13 protein-coding genes are annotated in these 14,022 nt (G+C 60.0%); 6 read left to right on the top strand and 7 right to left on the bottom strand.

Annotated features, from left to right (window positions below; translation table 11 throughout):
• The first annotated feature begins 29 nt into the window (after positions 1-29).
• On the top strand, positions 30-1,409 hold the full coding sequence (locus ACE3SE_RS17590; protein WP_062786541.1) for an MFS transporter: 1,380 nt from the start codon (positions 30-32) through the stop codon (positions 1,407-1,409).
• A gap of 16 nt (positions 1,410-1,425) precedes the next feature.
• Complete coding sequence (locus ACE3SE_RS17585; protein WP_374557191.1) at positions 1,426-2,121, top strand: energy transducer TonB; 696 nt, start codon at positions 1,426-1,428, stop codon at positions 2,119-2,121.
• Between the two features lie 77 nt (positions 2,122-2,198).
• On the opposite strand, the gene ACE3SE_RS17580 is transcribed toward ACE3SE_RS17585, so the two are convergent.
• The 6 genes from ACE3SE_RS17580 to moaA form a co-directional block, all read right to left on the bottom strand.
• Complete coding sequence (locus tag ACE3SE_RS17580) at positions 2,199-2,741, bottom strand: hypoxanthine-guanine phosphoribosyltransferase (RefSeq protein ID WP_045846793.1); 543 nt, start codon at positions 2,739-2,741, stop codon at positions 2,199-2,201.
• Positions 2,742-2,806: 65 nt separating this feature from the next.
• Positions 2,807-3,676 carry a UTP--glucose-1-phosphate uridylyltransferase GalU gene (gene galU, locus ACE3SE_RS17575; protein WP_045846792.1) on the bottom strand — a complete coding sequence of 290 codons (870 nt, stop codon included), beginning with the start codon at positions 3,674-3,676 and terminating at the stop codon, positions 2,807-2,809.
• A gap of 82 nt (positions 3,677-3,758) precedes the next feature.
• Positions 3,759-5,198: a tetratricopeptide repeat protein gene (locus tag ACE3SE_RS17570; RefSeq protein ID WP_374557189.1), complete on the bottom strand. Its 1,440-nt coding sequence runs from the start codon at positions 5,196-5,198 to the stop codon at positions 3,759-3,761.
• Between the two features lie 10 nt (positions 5,199-5,208).
• Positions 5,209-7,635 (bottom strand): NAD-dependent DNA ligase LigA, encoded by a 2,427-nt coding sequence (gene ligA / locus ACE3SE_RS17565; protein ID WP_374557187.1) that lies wholly within the window; start codon positions 7,633-7,635, stop codon positions 5,209-5,211.
• A gap of 55 nt (positions 7,636-7,690) precedes the next feature.
• Positions 7,691-8,878 carry a cell division protein ZipA C-terminal FtsZ-binding domain-containing protein gene (locus ACE3SE_RS17560; protein ID WP_045846789.1) on the bottom strand — a complete coding sequence of 396 codons (1,188 nt, stop codon included), beginning with the start codon at positions 8,876-8,878 and terminating at the stop codon, positions 7,691-7,693.
• 96 nt (positions 8,879-8,974) lie between these two features.
• On the bottom strand, positions 8,975-9,955 hold the full coding sequence (moaA, locus tag ACE3SE_RS17555) for a GTP 3',8-cyclase MoaA (RefSeq protein ID WP_374557185.1): 981 nt from the start codon (positions 9,953-9,955) through the stop codon (positions 8,975-8,977).
• Between the two features lie 232 nt (positions 9,956-10,187).
• On the opposite strand from moaA, the gene ACE3SE_RS17550 reads away from it, so the two are divergent.
• From ACE3SE_RS17550 to ACE3SE_RS17535, 4 genes are read left to right on the top strand one after another with little or no spacing between them, the layout of a single operon-like run.
• Positions 10,188-10,655, top strand: a complete 468-nt coding sequence (locus tag ACE3SE_RS17550; protein WP_374557183.1) for a MarR family winged helix-turn-helix transcriptional regulator — start codon at positions 10,188-10,190, stop codon at positions 10,653-10,655.
• Positions 10,642-11,187 (top strand): cytochrome b, encoded by a 546-nt coding sequence (locus tag ACE3SE_RS17545; protein ID WP_045846786.1) that lies wholly within the window; start codon positions 10,642-10,644, stop codon positions 11,185-11,187. Before ACE3SE_RS17550 ends, ACE3SE_RS17545 begins: the two co-directional genes overlap by 14 nt.
• A 26-nt stretch (positions 11,188-11,213) precedes the next feature.
• Positions 11,214-11,765 (top strand): YceI family protein, encoded by a 552-nt coding sequence (locus tag ACE3SE_RS17540; RefSeq protein ID WP_242673571.1) that lies wholly within the window; start codon positions 11,214-11,216, stop codon positions 11,763-11,765.
• Between the two features lie 21 nt (positions 11,766-11,786).
• The gene (locus ACE3SE_RS17535) at positions 11,787-12,359 is read left to right on the top strand and encodes a YceI family protein (RefSeq protein WP_045846784.1); all 573 of its coding nucleotides are present in this window, start codon (positions 11,787-11,789) and stop codon (positions 12,357-12,359) included.
• 67 nt (positions 12,360-12,426) lie between these two features.
• Here ACE3SE_RS17535 and ACE3SE_RS17530 read toward each other — a convergent pair whose 3' ends face one another.
• Positions 12,427-13,896: an amidase gene (locus ACE3SE_RS17530; RefSeq protein WP_374557180.1), complete on the bottom strand. Its 1,470-nt coding sequence runs from the start codon at positions 13,894-13,896 to the stop codon at positions 12,427-12,429.
• Between the last annotated feature and the right edge of the window lie 126 nt (positions 13,897-14,022).

Here is a 14,022-nt window from a genome sequence, read left to right as displayed (position 1 = left end):
CGCCTTTTGACTTCTGCGAGACCTCTGGCATGACCGTCAGCATCAAGCGCTGGGAGCCGGAAAACATCATTTTCTGGCTGACCCGTGGCCGCAGGATTGCCAACCGCAATCTGCTGCTTTCCACTCTGGCCCTGCATCTGAACTTCAACGTCTGGATGATGTGGAGCATTGTCGTCAGCAATCTGCCGGCAGTGGGCTTTGCCATGACCGGTCAGCAGCAGTTTCTGCTGGTCTCCATTCCGCCTCTGGTGGGTGCCATCATGCGCCTGTTTTATGCCTGCATCTGGAGCTGGGTAGGCGGCGGCACCTGGCTGGGCATTTCCACCCTGTTCCTGCTGATTCCGGCGCTTGGCGTCGGCTGGCTGGTACAGGACATCAGTGCGCCCTTTCCGCTGCTATTGCTGGTGGCGGCCTGCTGCGGCATTGGCGGTGCAGCGTCCTCGTCCCACTTGTCCAACACCAGCTTTTTCTTCCCCAAATCGTCCAAGGGTTTTGCCATGGGACTGAATGCGGGCATGGGCAATCTTGGCGTGTCGGTGGTGCAGATCGTGGTGCCGCTGGTGATCAGCGTGCCGCTGTTCGGCAGTCTGGCCGGCGATGCGCAAATCTGGGGGCGTGGCGCACAGGTGCACCCGGTGTGGCTGCAAAATGCAGGCTATATCTGGATTCTGCCGATTCTGCTGATGAGCATGTTTTGCCTCTTGTATGCACACGACCTGCCCAAGCTGCGGCTGACCCTGCACGACCAGTGGCTGATGATGAAAGAACGCCATACCTGGTATATCTGCCTGCTTTACCTCAGCAGCTATGGCACTTTCATCGGCTTTTCCGCTGCCTTTCCACTGCTGGCCCATGCCCTGTTCCCGCAGGTGAATGCCACGCCCTATCTGTTTCTGGGGCCGATGATCTGCGCGCTGGCCCGCCCGATTGGCGGCTGGTGCGGCGACCGCATCGGCGGCGGCATCACCACGCTGATGTGCAATCTGGTGATGGCACTGGCCACGCTGGGCATTCTGTTCAGCCTGCCGGGCGACAGCGATGGCGGCAGCTTCAGCCTGTTTCTGGTATCCATGCAGCTGATTTTCTTTGCCGCCGGCGTGGGCAATGGCTCGTCCTATCAGCTATCGCCCAAGGTATTCCTGATCGAGGCCGGACGGCAGGCCAGGGATAGCGGCGAAAGCGTGGCCGATGCCTATGCGCGCGGTGGCCGCCGTGGCGTTGCCGCCATGAGCATCAGCTCGGTATCGGCCACGCTGGGCGGCTTTTTCATTCCCAAAGCGTTTGGCAATGCGCTGGACTGGTTTGCCAGCTTTGTTCCGGCATTTTTGCTGTTTCTGGCTTTTTATCTGGTTTCGATGGCGGTAGCATGGTGGCAATACGCCCGCCCACGCGCCAGCATGCGTTGCTGAGCCCCAAAGACCAACCGTGAAGCCTGTCATCTTTCTGCCCTGCTCCAGGCTGTCCACCGCCTTGCTGTTGTCCTGTCTGCTGCATGGCACATTGTTGTTCGGGCTGGCCCCTGCCCTGCTGCACACACCACCGCCGCTGCCCGCCGCCTTGCCATTGCAATTACAAGCCGCTCCCGCCCCGACAGCCACCAAGGCAAGAACTCGTGCAGCAGCCAGCCAGTCCCCGCTGCACAGCACAAGCCACAGTGCTCATGCCACGATGACGGCACCAGCCAACACGCAGGTGCAGCCTGTGGCCGACAGCAGCCCGCATCCGGCGGCCACTGCCAACCCGGCAGCAACAGTCAGCGCGGCACCAGGCAGCACCATGACCAATACTGGTGAGGGCAGCAACGCCAAACCCGCAAGCAGCGGGGCAAGCATGCATCAGCCTGCGCTGTACCGCTCGGCCTATCTGCATAACCCCGAACCACCTTATCCGGAACGCTCGCGCGAACTGGGCGAGCAAGGCCGGGTGATCCTGCAGGTCAGGGTCAGTGCCGAGGGGCGTGCGCTGCAAGTGGAAGTGATCGGCCACAGCCACAGCCGTCGTCTGGACGAAGCCGCCCGGCAAGCCGTGGCCGACTGGCGCTTCATTCCGGCACGGCAGGATGGGGTGGCGATCGAGTCCAGCCTGCAAGTCCCCATTACCTTCTCGCTGCAAGCGCCCTGACCGGGCCGCCTGGCATGAAAAAAGCCGCCGGCAGTCAGGCTGCGGGCGGCTTTCTGGCCGATCTGGCGTATGGCTTATTACTTCAACGCATGGATGGCCGGCAGGTTACGCCAGGCACCGCGTACGTCCATGCCATAACCGAATACATAACGGTCCGGCACATCCAGGCCGACAAAGTCAGCAGCAATCGGCTTGTCCTTGGGGATCAGCTTGTTGGCAAACACGCCGCTGTAGAACTCCTTGGCGCCCATGCCCATCACCTTGTCGCGGATGGCTGCCATGGTGTGGCCTTCATCCAGGATGTCATCCAGTACCAGTACCACGCGGTCCTGTACATCTTCTTTCGGAGCCTGTTTCCAAACCAGTTCGCCGCCATGGGTCTTGTCGCCATAGCGGGATACGTGCACATAGTCGAAATCCAGCGGGAAGTTCAGACGCGGCAGCAGCTGACCGGTAAACACCACGGCACCGCCCATCACGGACAGCACCAGCGGGTAGGTTTCACCCAGCTTGGCAGTGATTTCTTCTGCCATGCGATCGACGGCTGCGCTCACTTGTTCGGCAGTGAACAGAATGTCCGAACTGTTGATCAGGCCGCGGGCTTCGGCAATGTTAGGCATGTTGGCTCCTAGAGAAAATGCAAACGCCGCTCCGTCGCTGGAGCGGCGTGATGGTTAATAATGGATCAGCCCTGCAGTTCTTGCAGATAAGCCGAGAAATCTTTTGCTACTTCATGGTGCTTCAGACCGTAGCTGACCGTGGCTTTCAGATAACCGAGCTTGGAACCGCAATCGAAGCGGGTTCCCTTGAACGGCAGCGCCAGTACTGCTTCTTCTTTCAGCAAGGCGGCAATACCGTCGGTCAGCTGGATTTCACCACCGGCACCCGGCGTGGTATTCAGCAATTTGTCGAAAATGCGCGGGGTGAGGATGTAACGCCCCACCACGGCCAGATTTGACGGTGCCACATCCGGATGCGGCTTTTCCACAATGCTGACCACGCGCTGTCGGCCATGCGGCTGGCTGCTGACTTCCACAATGCCGTAAGAGCCGGTTTCTTCGCGCGCCACGGTTTCCACGCCCAGCACCGAGCTGTGGGTGGTATCGAACAGGCTGACCATTTGCTCCATGGCACCGACTTCGCCATCAATCAGGTCGTCCGCCAGAATCACGGCAAACGGCTCGTCCCCCACCACCGGGCGGGCGCACAGTACCGCATGCCCCAGGCCCAGTGCCTCGGACTGACGGATGTAGATGCAGCTGACCGACGGCGGAATGATGCCGCGCACCGTGTCCAGCAGCTTCTGCTTGTTCTTGTTTTCCAGCTCGGTTTCCAGCTCGTAGGCCTTGTCGAAATGGTCTTCGATGGAGCGCTTGTTACGACCGGTGATGAAAATCAGTTCGGTAATACCGGCGGCAATGGCCTCTTCCACCGCATACTGGATCAGTGGTTTGTCCACCACTGGCAGCATTTCTTTCGGACTGGCCTTGGTTGCCGGCAAAAAACGGGTGCCAAGACCGGCAACCGGGAATACAGCCTTGCTGATTTTTTTCATCGTCGTAAAAAGTCTTCAATTGAAAATATTTCTGACTGGCGCGCATTCTATACCTGACTTGCACGCCGCTCCAAACAACAACTCAACAGGGGTGCCACTGACGCAGCGTTTTTGCCACGCTGTCAATCAGTGGCGGCCAGTCGCCCGGTATCTGCTGACGACAGATACGCATGCTGGCATACCAGGGTGACACTTCTGCACTGGCCATGAAAAACGGTGCGCTTTCCGCCCGCATCAACACCCACACCGGCTTGCCCAACGCTCCGGCCAGGTGCACCACCGAGGTGTCGACGCTGATCACCAGATCCAGCTGTTCGATAATGGCGGCGGTATCGGCGAAATCGCCGATCTGCGCGGCATGGACACGTCCTTGCAATTCATCCGGCAGCGCGCCCAGTTGCAGCGAGACAAAATCCACCTGCGGCATGTCCAGCAAGGGCAGGAACTGCGCAAGCGGCACCGATTTGTTCTGACGGCCATGATCGGCAATGCCCACGCCCCAGCTGCCGGTTTCCCAGACTATGCCCACCCGCAGGCGGCCAGCCTGTCTGGCTGGCAAATGCTGCTCCTGCGCGGCACACAGCGCAGGGTCTGCCCGCAGATAGGCTTGGTCGGACAAGGTATCCAGGGTGACATCCAGCCGCAGCGGCAAGGACATCAGCGGAATCTGCCAGTCGTAGGCTGGCGGGGTATCTTCCAGCGGCACCAGGTCAATGCCCTCCAGCTGCCCGAACAGGCGCAGGCAGGCCGTCTGGCAGGCCAGCGTAATGCGGGCTGCCGGGTGCTGCTGGCGCAACACGGGCAGGAAGCGTGCCATTTGCAGGGTATCGCCCAGCCCTTGTTCGGCCCACACCAGCAAGTGCTGCTCGCCCAGCGGCTGGCCTTGCCAGGCATGTTCGCGGTAACGCGGCTGCATGATGGTGCGCCAGCGCTGTTCGTACAGCGGCCAGGCTGCGCGGTACTCACCTTGCAACAGCAAGGCCACCGACAGGTTGAAACCGAGGTAAGCATCGCCCGGCTGCAGTTCCAGACCCTGACGATAGGCACTCACCGCTTCATCCAGCCGCAAGGCGCAGGTCAGGGCATTGCCCAGATTGTTCAGCCGTCCGCCACTGGGGCCGGCCAGTTGCAAGGCATTCTGGTGGCAGACCACGGCATCGTCGTAACGCAGCGCGTATTGCAGCACCACGCCCAGATTGCTCCAGGCCTCGGCATGCTGCGGCTCGGCCTGCAACACTTCCAGCAGCAGGTTTTCCGCCAGGGTCAGCTCACCCAGTTCCTTCAGCAGCACCGCCAGATTGCACTTGATATTGCTGGAGGACGGATTCAGACCAGCGGCAGCCAGATAATCCTCCAGCGCCTGCGGGTATTGTTTCAGCCGCATATGGGCCGTGCCGCGGTTGAACAAGGCCTGCCAGTCCTGCGGATTGTGCTGCAGACAGCTACTGAAGGCGGCAATGGCCTGCTCTTGCTGATCGGCTGCCGCCAGACGGTTGCCGCGCTCGAATGCCGTTTCGCGCATGATGTCCCTTTCAGTCCGCGGTTTGCTGCAACATGGCTTGCAGGCCGGCTTCATCCAGAATGGCAATGCCCAGCTCTTCAGCCTTGGCCAGTTTGCTGCCGGCTTCGGCCCCCGCCACCACGAAATGGGTCTTTTTCGATACGCTACCCGCCACCTTGCCACCGGCAGCCTCAATCAGCGCCTTGGCCGCATCGCGTGACAATGTGGGCAGGGTGCCGGTGAGGACAAAGGTTTTGCCGTCAAACAGCGGATGGGCAGCTGCCGTCTCGGATGGCAATTGCGCCAGAATCTCGTCGCGCAAGGCAGATAGTGCTTGCAGGCCGCTGCGCTGGGCCGGGACATCCAGCCAGTCGGCCAGCGCGTTGATGACTTCGGCCGGCAATTGCAACAGCAAGAGCTGACGTCTTTCCATGCGCGCCAGTTGCTCCAGCCCACTGACCTGGGCCGCCAGTTGCTGGCTGCGCACCTCGGTCAGCCGTGGAATGTCCAGCCTGGCCAGCAGGACAGCCGGTTCCAGCCGCTCTGCGAGTTTGGCAGACGGGGCGTGCTCGTCGGCCGGGCTGACATACTGCAACAGGGCATCCAGTGCCGCTTCGTTATTGGCTTCGGCAAAAAAGTCGGCCAGCGATTGCGCCACCACACCGCCAATATCGGGCAGCGCAGCAAACAGGGCGGCGGGCGCGCGCCGGATCAGCGCCACGGAGCCCAACCAGTCGGCCAGCGTCTTGGCGGTGGATTCCCCGACATGGCGGATGCCCAGTGCAAACAGCAAACGCGCCAGCGGCGGGGTGCGACTGGCAGCAATAGCCTCCAGCAGGTTTTCTGCCCATTTGCTGGCAACCTTGCCGGCTTTCACCGTTTCTGGCGTCACGCCTTCGTCTTCATCGGCCCGGCGTTTCATTTCCAGCAGATCATCCAGCGTCAGGCGGTACAGGTCCGCCACGCTGTGCACATAGCCATACTCCACCAGCTTGTCGATGTAACGCTCGCCCAGTCCGTCGATATCCATCATGCGGCGACCGGCAAAATGCTGGATGGCCTGGCTGCGCTGCGCCCGGCAGGATAGCCCGCCCGAGCAGCGAGCCACCGCCTCGCCTTCCTCGCGTACCACATGGCTACCGCATACCGGGCAATGGCTGGGCAGACGATAGGCCGGATACTGCGGTTCTTCACCCTGACTGAACAGGTCGCCACCGGCTTGCGGGCGCATCGGGCGGCGCTCCAGCACCACGGCCACCACTTCGGGAATCACATCACCGGCCCGGCGCACGATGACGCTGTCACCAACGCGTACATCCTTGCGCCGCACTTCGTCTTCGTTGTGCAAGGTGGCGTTGGTGACGGTCACCCCGCCGACAAACACCGGTTGCAGGCGTGCTACCGGGGTGATGGCACCGGTGCGCCCCACTTGCTCTTCGATGGCTTCCACCAGGGTGATGGCCTCTTCGGCCGGGAATTTGTGGGCAATGGCCCAGCGCGGCGCGCGCGACACAAAGCCCAGTTCCTCTTGCAAGGCGCGGCTATCCACCTTGTACACCACGCCGTCGATTTCGAACGGCAGCGCCGGACGGTGCTGCATGACCGTTTCGTAATAGCTGGCCAGGCCTGCCGCACCTTCCACCACCGGTCGCAAGTCTACCGCCACCACCGGAAAGCCCAGCTGCTGCAGCCAGTCCATTTCTGCGGCATGTGTGGCGGGCCAGCTGGCACCTTCCACCTGGGCGATGGCATAGGCGAAAAAAGACAGACGACGCTGGGCGGTGATGCGGGAATCCAGCTGGCGCAGACTACCTGCTGCCGCATTGCGCGGGTTGGCAAAGGTCTTGTCGCCACGGGCCAGTTGCTCGGCATTCAGGCGTTCGAAGTCCCGTTTGAACATCAGCACTTCACCACGCACCTCCAGCAAGGCCGGTGGCTGACTGATGGCCAGTTTCAGGGGAATGGACTGAATGGTGCGGATGTTTTCCGTCACGTTTTCGCCGGTAATCCCGTCGCCGCGGGTTGCTGCCTGCTCCAGCACGCCGTCACGGTACAGCAGGCTGATGGCCAGACCGTCAAACTTGGGCTCGGTGGCATAGCGGATGACCGGTTCGCCCAGCTCGCGGCGGATACGCTCGTCAAACTGGATCAGCTCGGCATGGCGCAGGTCAAAGTCAGCGGCCTGCATGTCGGAAAAGGCATTACCCAGCGACAGCATGGGCACGCGGTGGGTGACCTGGCCGAATGCCGGCAAGGGCGCACCACCCACCCGCAAGGTGGGTGAGTCCAGGGTTTTCAGTTCCGGATGGGCGTCTTCCAGCGCTTGCAGTTCACGGAACAGCCGGTCGTATTCGGCATCCGGGACGCTGGGGGCATCCAGCACATAGTATTCGTGGCCATAGCGCGTCAGCAGTTGACGCAAGTCGCTGGCACGGGCAACAAGATCGTTGGTACTCATCTCGTGGTCTCAAACAGAAAAAGGCCGGCATGAGCCGGCCTGCGTGCAATGGGTATCAGGCAAACAACCTGAGGGCAGCCACGCTGCCCGGCGCAATGCCCCGGTCATCCATGCTGCTGTAAATATGGACCAGTTGGTCACGGATGCGGGCCAGCCCCACATCGGACAGCACGCGGCGGTTGTCATCCACCAGCTGGGCATCAAACTCCGCCGCCAGTTGCTTGGCAAACAGCACGGCGCGGTCGAATACATCCACCCCACCGGCTACGCGCGGCACGTCAAACAACAGGGTGAGCGCCGGGAAGGATTTGTCCAGCAGGGTATGGAAGGTGAAGGGCATCTGGTCTGCCGCCATCAGCGAATACAGGGTATTGCCGGAGTCGGCCAGATAGTGGAATGCGCCATCCGGCTCCAGCTGCAGGCCACCGGCCTCGACGAAGCTGCGCAGGCGGGTGCCTTCCACCGCCACGCGTGGCACCACGTTGATGCCGATCAGCACGTCCACATCGGCGCAGAAGCGGTCCAGCTCGCGCGCGGCCACCAGCTTCTGCTGGCGTTGCGGGAAGCTGACGGCTGCATCGTGTTCTTCGGCAAAGCGGGAAACCTGCTGGCAAAAGCCGGCCAGTTCCGGTTCGGTGACAGCACCGCTGCGGTCCACCATCTGCATGCCGATGTTGATCTGCTTGTAGCGGGTACCCGGCACTGCTTCGGCCGGTTTCCACAAGCCCTTTTCGGTGCGGCCGATGATGTGGGTGCGCTTGCCGACATTGAAACGCGGCATGGCGGCCAGTTCGTGCGGCTCGTGGAATACCACCTCGGCGATGAAGTCCAGCGAGGGGTCAAGCAAGGCTGCGACCAGTGCCTGGTGATCGGCCGATTCGAAACCACTGTTCTCTTCGTCATCACGCGCGGGCAAGGGCATGGGTTCGGGCTGCGGCACCGGCCGTTCGACCGCTGCGGGCATGATCAGGCTGGTATCTTCCGGAATTTCCGGCTCGAATGGCTCGTCGTCGTATGCCGCCGGAACATGCACGCTGTCAGCCAGCACCGGTTCCATGCGGTCGGCACGCACACCGTCACGCACATTGTTTTTAGGGACATTCAGCAGTACGTCGTCATGAGGGCGCGCAAAAGCCTGGCTGGCCTTCTTGCGAAAGCGCCACTCTTGAAAAACATTGAATCCGAACACCAGGGCAATCACTGCCACGCCCAATATCAATACACCAATCTGCAATTCGCTCATTAGGCCGTCCGCGTTAAGGCGAATAATTTGCCAATAGTATAACGAAAGCGGGCCCGTGCAGGCTATGTCTGGCGCAAACTTGCAGCGTTTGTGCGCTTAACCGCCGGTCATCGACATGATACGGATGAGTTTGCCCGGCTTTTCGCGGAATTCGTGGCGCTCGGGTTTCAGTTCGATCGCCTCCCGGATAGCCATTTCCAGTCCGGCATCGCTGATCCCTGCCCGTAACAGCGGGCGCAGTGCGAAGCGTTCTTCCTGGCCAAGGCACATATAGAGTGTGCCATCTACTGACAGCCGTACCCGATTGCAAGTTGCACAGAAGTGCTGGGATATCGGTGTAATCACCCCCAGGGTGAAAGCGCCATCGGTACTGCGCCAATAGCGGGCAGGACCGCCACCCAGCTCCAGGCTTTGCGGTAGCAGGTCAAAGCGCTGGCGCAGTTGCTCCAGCACGGGCTGCAAATCCAGGTAACTGGTGTTGCGACCGGTATCACCCATCGGCATGGCTTCTATCAGCCGCAGGATAAAGCCGTGCTCGATACAGAAACCGACCATGGTTTCAATATCGGCCTCATTGACACCTTTCATGGCGACCATATTGATCTTGATCGGAGAGAGGCCCGCCGCCTTGGCAGCCTGCAGGCCAGCCATGACCTGCGGCAGACTGTCGTGACCGGTGATGCTGTTGACGCATTCGCGGCGCAAGGAATCCAGACTGACATTCACCCGGTTGACTCCTGCCGCATGCAAGGACTCGGCATGACGCGCAAGCTGGGTGGCATTGGTACTGAGCGAGAGGTCCTGCAGCCCGGGCAGCGCAGCCAGGCTGGCCGCCAGCTGCGGCAGGTTGCGCCGCAACAGGGGCTCGCCACCGGTCAGGCGGACCCGACGCGTACCCAGACGGACAAACGCGGCCACCACGCGGGTGATTTCCTCAAAGGTCAGCCAGTGCTCCGGCTCTTCGAAGTCCTTGAATCCTTTGGGAATGCAATAACTGCAGCGCAAGTCGCAACGGTCGGTCACTGACAGGCGGAGATAATCGATACTGCGGCCAAAACGATCCTGCAGAGTGTTCATGATGTTGCTGCCGGGTTGTAGGGTGTTAAACCGATTGCACACAAACGGATAGTATTCAGAATAGCGATTTCTTTTCCTTGCCGACAGCCAGCAGGAATTATTTTCGTTTAGTACAGTCAATCTGCGCCGGGATACAGCTGTGGCGTTTTTGTTGCTACGACGAGAATTATTCTCGAATGGCTTGTTATTTTGTACTAACAAGAACTATACTGATCAAAACAAAGGTTGCATCATGCCTCATGCCAACAAGGAGCTGTCCCTGTCTGTCATTCGTGAATTGGCCCGGACTTACCAGGCATTCGAACAATTATCGGCCTTTCATATCCGGCAGATGGATCTCACCCCGCCACAATTTGACGTTGTGGCGACCTTGGGGAATACACCCGGGATGAGCTGCAAGGAGCTGTCGGAAAAGACGCTGATTACCAAGGGCACGCTGACGGGTGTCATTGACCGCTTGATCGACAAGGGCATCGTCACTCGCTGCACGCTGGAGCAGGACCGCCGCAGCGTGATGGTGGCTCTGACAGCGCAAGGCGAGGCTTTGTTCCAGCAGGTTTTTCCAGCTCATCTTGCATTCATGAAGCCTGCATTTGATTTGCTGGAGCCTGCCGACATGACTGAGCTTTGCCAGCAGCTGGCCCGCTTGCGTGCAGCCTTCAACCAAGTACTGGAGCAAAAGAAAAATGAAACCGAATGAACGCTACGCGCCGCCAGCCATTTTGCTGCACTGGCTGATTGCCGGCCTGATCATTGCCACCTTCATCTGGGGGCTGGTGGTATCCGACATGCCGCTCTCTCCGGCCAAGTTCAAATATATCGCCTGGCACAAATGGGCTGGCATCTCGGTTCTGGCCCTGGTTGCAGTGCGGCTACTGGTTCGTTTGTTCAAGCGGCCACCGGCACTGCCGGCCCATATGAACAGCATGGAACGTTTGCTGGCACACGGCGGTCACCTGGCTCTCTACCTGCTGATGTTTGCCGTACCGCTGACTGGCTGGCTGATGAGCTCCGCCTATGGTTTCCCGGTGGTGCTGTTCAAACTGGTGCCATTGCCGGATCTGGTAGCCCAGAACGAACAACTGGCCGCCACGCTGAAAACCGTGCATGAAACCCTTAACTGGCTCATGGCAGCCTGTGTGGTCGGCCATGTACTGGCAGCAGTGAAACATCATGTGGTGGACAAGGACGGCATGCTCTATCGCATGAGCCTGCGCGGCCCCCGTCAATAAACCCGTTAACTGGAGCAAGAATGCGCATGCAACAACTGAAACTGATGGCAGCAGCCCTGATTGTTGCCGCCCCGCTGACCCAGGCCGCCGCACTGGATGCCGGCAAGAGCCAGATCAACTTCACCATGAAACAGCTGAATGTTCCGGTGAACGGCAGCTTCAAGAAGTTCAGCGGCAATGTGGTGCTGGACCTGAAAAAACCTGAAGCAGGCAAGGCGGACATCACCATCGACACGGCCAGCATCAACCTGCCCACTGCAGAAGCCGTGGGCGAGGCCAAAAAAGCCGACTGGTTCAATGTGGCCAAATTCCCCACTGCGCGCTTTGTCAGCAGCAGCATCAAGCCGCTGGGTGGTGGCAAATTGCAGGTGGCGGGCAAGCTGACCATCAAGGGCAATACCCGTGATGTGACTGCGCCATTCACCGCACGCCAGGAAGGTGGCCTGACCGTGGTGGAAGGTGTACTGCCGGTTTCGCGCCTGGCTTACAAGATTGGTGAGGGCGACTGGGCCGATACCGGCACAGTGGCTGATGAAGTGCAAATCAAGTTCAAAGTGGCCATTCCGGCCAGCAAATAAACACTCAGGAGAGTTGAAGTCATGATGAAGAAAGCCCTGTTCGCTGCCGTGTTCTCTGCCATTGCAGGTGCTGCCGTTGCAGCTCCGGTAAGCTATAGCGTTGATCCGACCCACACCGTGGCCCAGTACGATGTGCGCCACCTGGGTTTCTCGGTACAGTCCGGTGTGTTCACCAAGGCCGCCGGCACCGTAGTGCTGGATACCGAAGCCAAGAAGGGTGCTGTTGATATCACCATCGATACCAACTCCCTGCAAACCTACCTGGCCGCCCGTGACAACCACCTGAAGAGCAAGGATTTCTTCAACGTGGCCCAGTTCCCCACCATCACCTTCAAGTCTACCGACCTGAAGTTTGCCGGTGACAAGCTGACTGCCGTGAATGGCAACCTGACCATTCTGGGCGTAACCAAGCCGGTTACCCTGACCGTTACCAACTTCGGCGGCGGCAAGAACCCGATGAGCGGCCAGGAAACCTATGGTGCCAACGCAGAAACCACCATCAAGCGTAGCGATTTCGGCATGAAAACCTTCCTGCCGGCCATTGCTGACGACGTGACCCTGAAAGTGGCCATCGAAGCTGTCAAGGCTCAGTAAGCAGCAACTAATCTCATAAGGAAAAAACCCGCTACGGCGGGTTTTTTCTTGCCCAGCAAATGTACGCTCAGACAGCGCCTGCCGACTGCTGCAATAGTGGTGGATGACAACGCTGCACCCACTGCCGCTGCTGGTCGTAGGCATGTGCCAGTTGCAACACCGCCATGTCGGCATGCGGCCGCCCGATGATCTGCAAGCCCATGGGCAAACCCTGACTGCCAAAGCCGACCGGTACATTCATCACCGGCAAACCAGCCATGGTGGGACCAATCACCACCTCCATCCAGCGGTGATAGCTACTCATCGCCCGCCCGGCAATCATCCGTGGCCAATGCTGTTCCAGTGCGAAGGGGTAAACCTGGGCACTGGGCAAGAGCAGGAAGTCGTAGCTCTCGAACATACGCAGCACGGCACGATACCAGTCGCTGCGAATACGGGATGCACGGTAGACATCCAGCGCAGTCAACTGCAAACCGCCTTCTATCTCCCACAGCAATTCAGGCTTGAGCTGGCAACGGCGTGCCGGGTCCTGATAATCGGCATACAGGCTGCCAGCCATCTGCCAGTGGCGGTGCACCTCCCAGCTTTCCCACAAGCTGGATGGGTCAAAATCGATGGTGCAGGCCTCCACGGAACAACCCAGCGCAGCGAAATCGGGCAGCACAGACTCGCATTGCGACAACACACCGTGTTCTATCGGCAAATAACCATTCCAGTCTCCCAGCCAGCCCAGGCGACAAGCACGGAAATCATGCTCCAGCGATTGCTCGGGCAAGGTCCGGGCGGAGGACAGCGGTGCGCGCGGATCAGGCCCCATCTGGGTGCGTAACAAGGCAAGAATGTCCGGAACATTGCGTCCCATCGGACCTTCGGTAGCCAGCTGCTGCAAGAACAACTCCGGGGACGGGCCCAGTGGCACCGCGCCCCAGCTGGGGCGAAAGCCGAATACATTGTTGAATGCCGCAGGATTTCGCAGGGAACCCATCATGTCACTGCCATCGGCCACGGGCAGCATGCGCAAGGCCAGGGCTACCGCAGCGCCACCACTACTGCCTCCGGCGCAGCGACCGGGATCGTAGGCATTACCAGTGGCACCAAACACCGCATTATAAGTATGCGAACCGGCACCGAACTCGGGCGTATTGCTCTTGCCGATGACAATGGCACCAGCGCTACGCATGCGCGCCACCATGATGCTGTCCGCAGCAGGGACATGATTCTGATACAAGCGCGAACCCATGGTGGTGGGAATGCCCTGCGTGGCGGACAGGTCCTTGATGGCTTGTGGCATGCCGTGCATCCAGCCGCGCGACTTGCCGGCATGCAGTTCGGCATCACAGTGTGCAGCCTGTTGCAGCAAGTCCTCTTCATCCTGCAAGGACACCAGCGCGTTGACCCGGGGATTGAGCAAGGCGATATGGGACAGATAAGCCTGCATGACCTCGACGCAGGAATAGTGCCGCTGATGGATGGCACGTGACAACTCCAATGCATCCAGCGCCACGATCGGATTGAGAGAGGATGTACTGGCCAGCATGAAAACTCCTGAAAGATAGATGCAAATGCAGTTAAACCGCAGAAAGCAACGACCGAGGGCTACACATCAACTGCGAATAGCAAACAGCGCAACGCCATGATCGCGCTACAGCCCGATATGCCGGAT

Origin of the sequence: Aquitalea pelogenes, assembly GCF_041914625.1 — a bacterium.
GTDB classification, from domain to species: domain Bacteria; phylum Pseudomonadota; class Gammaproteobacteria; order Burkholderiales; family Chromobacteriaceae; genus Aquitalea; species Aquitalea pelogenes.
The sequence above is the reverse complement of the archived record's forward strand: the minus strand, read 5'-3'. Positions and strand labels throughout refer to the sequence as shown.

Excerpts from the sequence above, each read along its gene's own strand:
- ACE3SE_RS17580 (WP_045846793.1), bottom strand. The coding sequence starts at position 2,741 with ATGCCTAACATTGCCGAAGCCCGCGGCCTGATCAACAGTTCGGACATT.
- ACE3SE_RS17550 (WP_374557183.1), top strand. The coding sequence starts at position 10,188 with ATGCCTCATGCCAACAAGGAGCTGTCCCTGTCTGTCATTCGTGAATTG.
- ligA (WP_374557187.1), bottom strand. The coding sequence starts at position 7,635 with ATGAGTACCAACGATCTTGTTGCCCGTGCCAGCGACTTGCGTCAACTG.
- ACE3SE_RS17535 (WP_045846784.1), top strand. The coding sequence starts at position 11,787 with ATGATGAAGAAAGCCCTGTTCGCTGCCGTGTTCTCTGCCATTGCAGGT.
- ACE3SE_RS17590 (WP_062786541.1), top strand. The coding sequence starts at position 30 with ATGACCGTCAGCATCAAGCGCTGGGAGCCGGAAAACATCATTTTCTGG.
- ACE3SE_RS17540 (WP_242673571.1), top strand. The coding sequence starts at position 11,214 with ATGCAACAACTGAAACTGATGGCAGCAGCCCTGATTGTTGCCGCCCCG.
- ACE3SE_RS17570 (WP_374557189.1), bottom strand. The coding sequence starts at position 5,198 with ATGCGCGAAACGGCATTCGAGCGCGGCAACCGTCTGGCGGCAGCCGAT.
- ACE3SE_RS17560 (WP_045846789.1), bottom strand. The coding sequence starts at position 8,878 with ATGAGCGAATTGCAGATTGGTGTATTGATATTGGGCGTGGCAGTGATT.
- ACE3SE_RS17530 (WP_374557180.1), bottom strand. The coding sequence starts at position 13,896 with ATGCTGGCCAGTACATCCTCTCTCAATCCGATCGTGGCGCTGGATGCA.
- galU (WP_045846792.1), bottom strand. The coding sequence starts at position 3,676 with ATGAAAAAAATCAGCAAGGCTGTATTCCCGGTTGCCGGTCTTGGCACC.
- moaA (WP_374557185.1), bottom strand. The coding sequence starts at position 9,955 with ATGAACACTCTGCAGGATCGTTTTGGCCGCAGTATCGATTATCTCCGC.
- ACE3SE_RS17545 (WP_045846786.1), top strand. The coding sequence starts at position 10,642 with ATGAAACCGAATGAACGCTACGCGCCGCCAGCCATTTTGCTGCACTGG.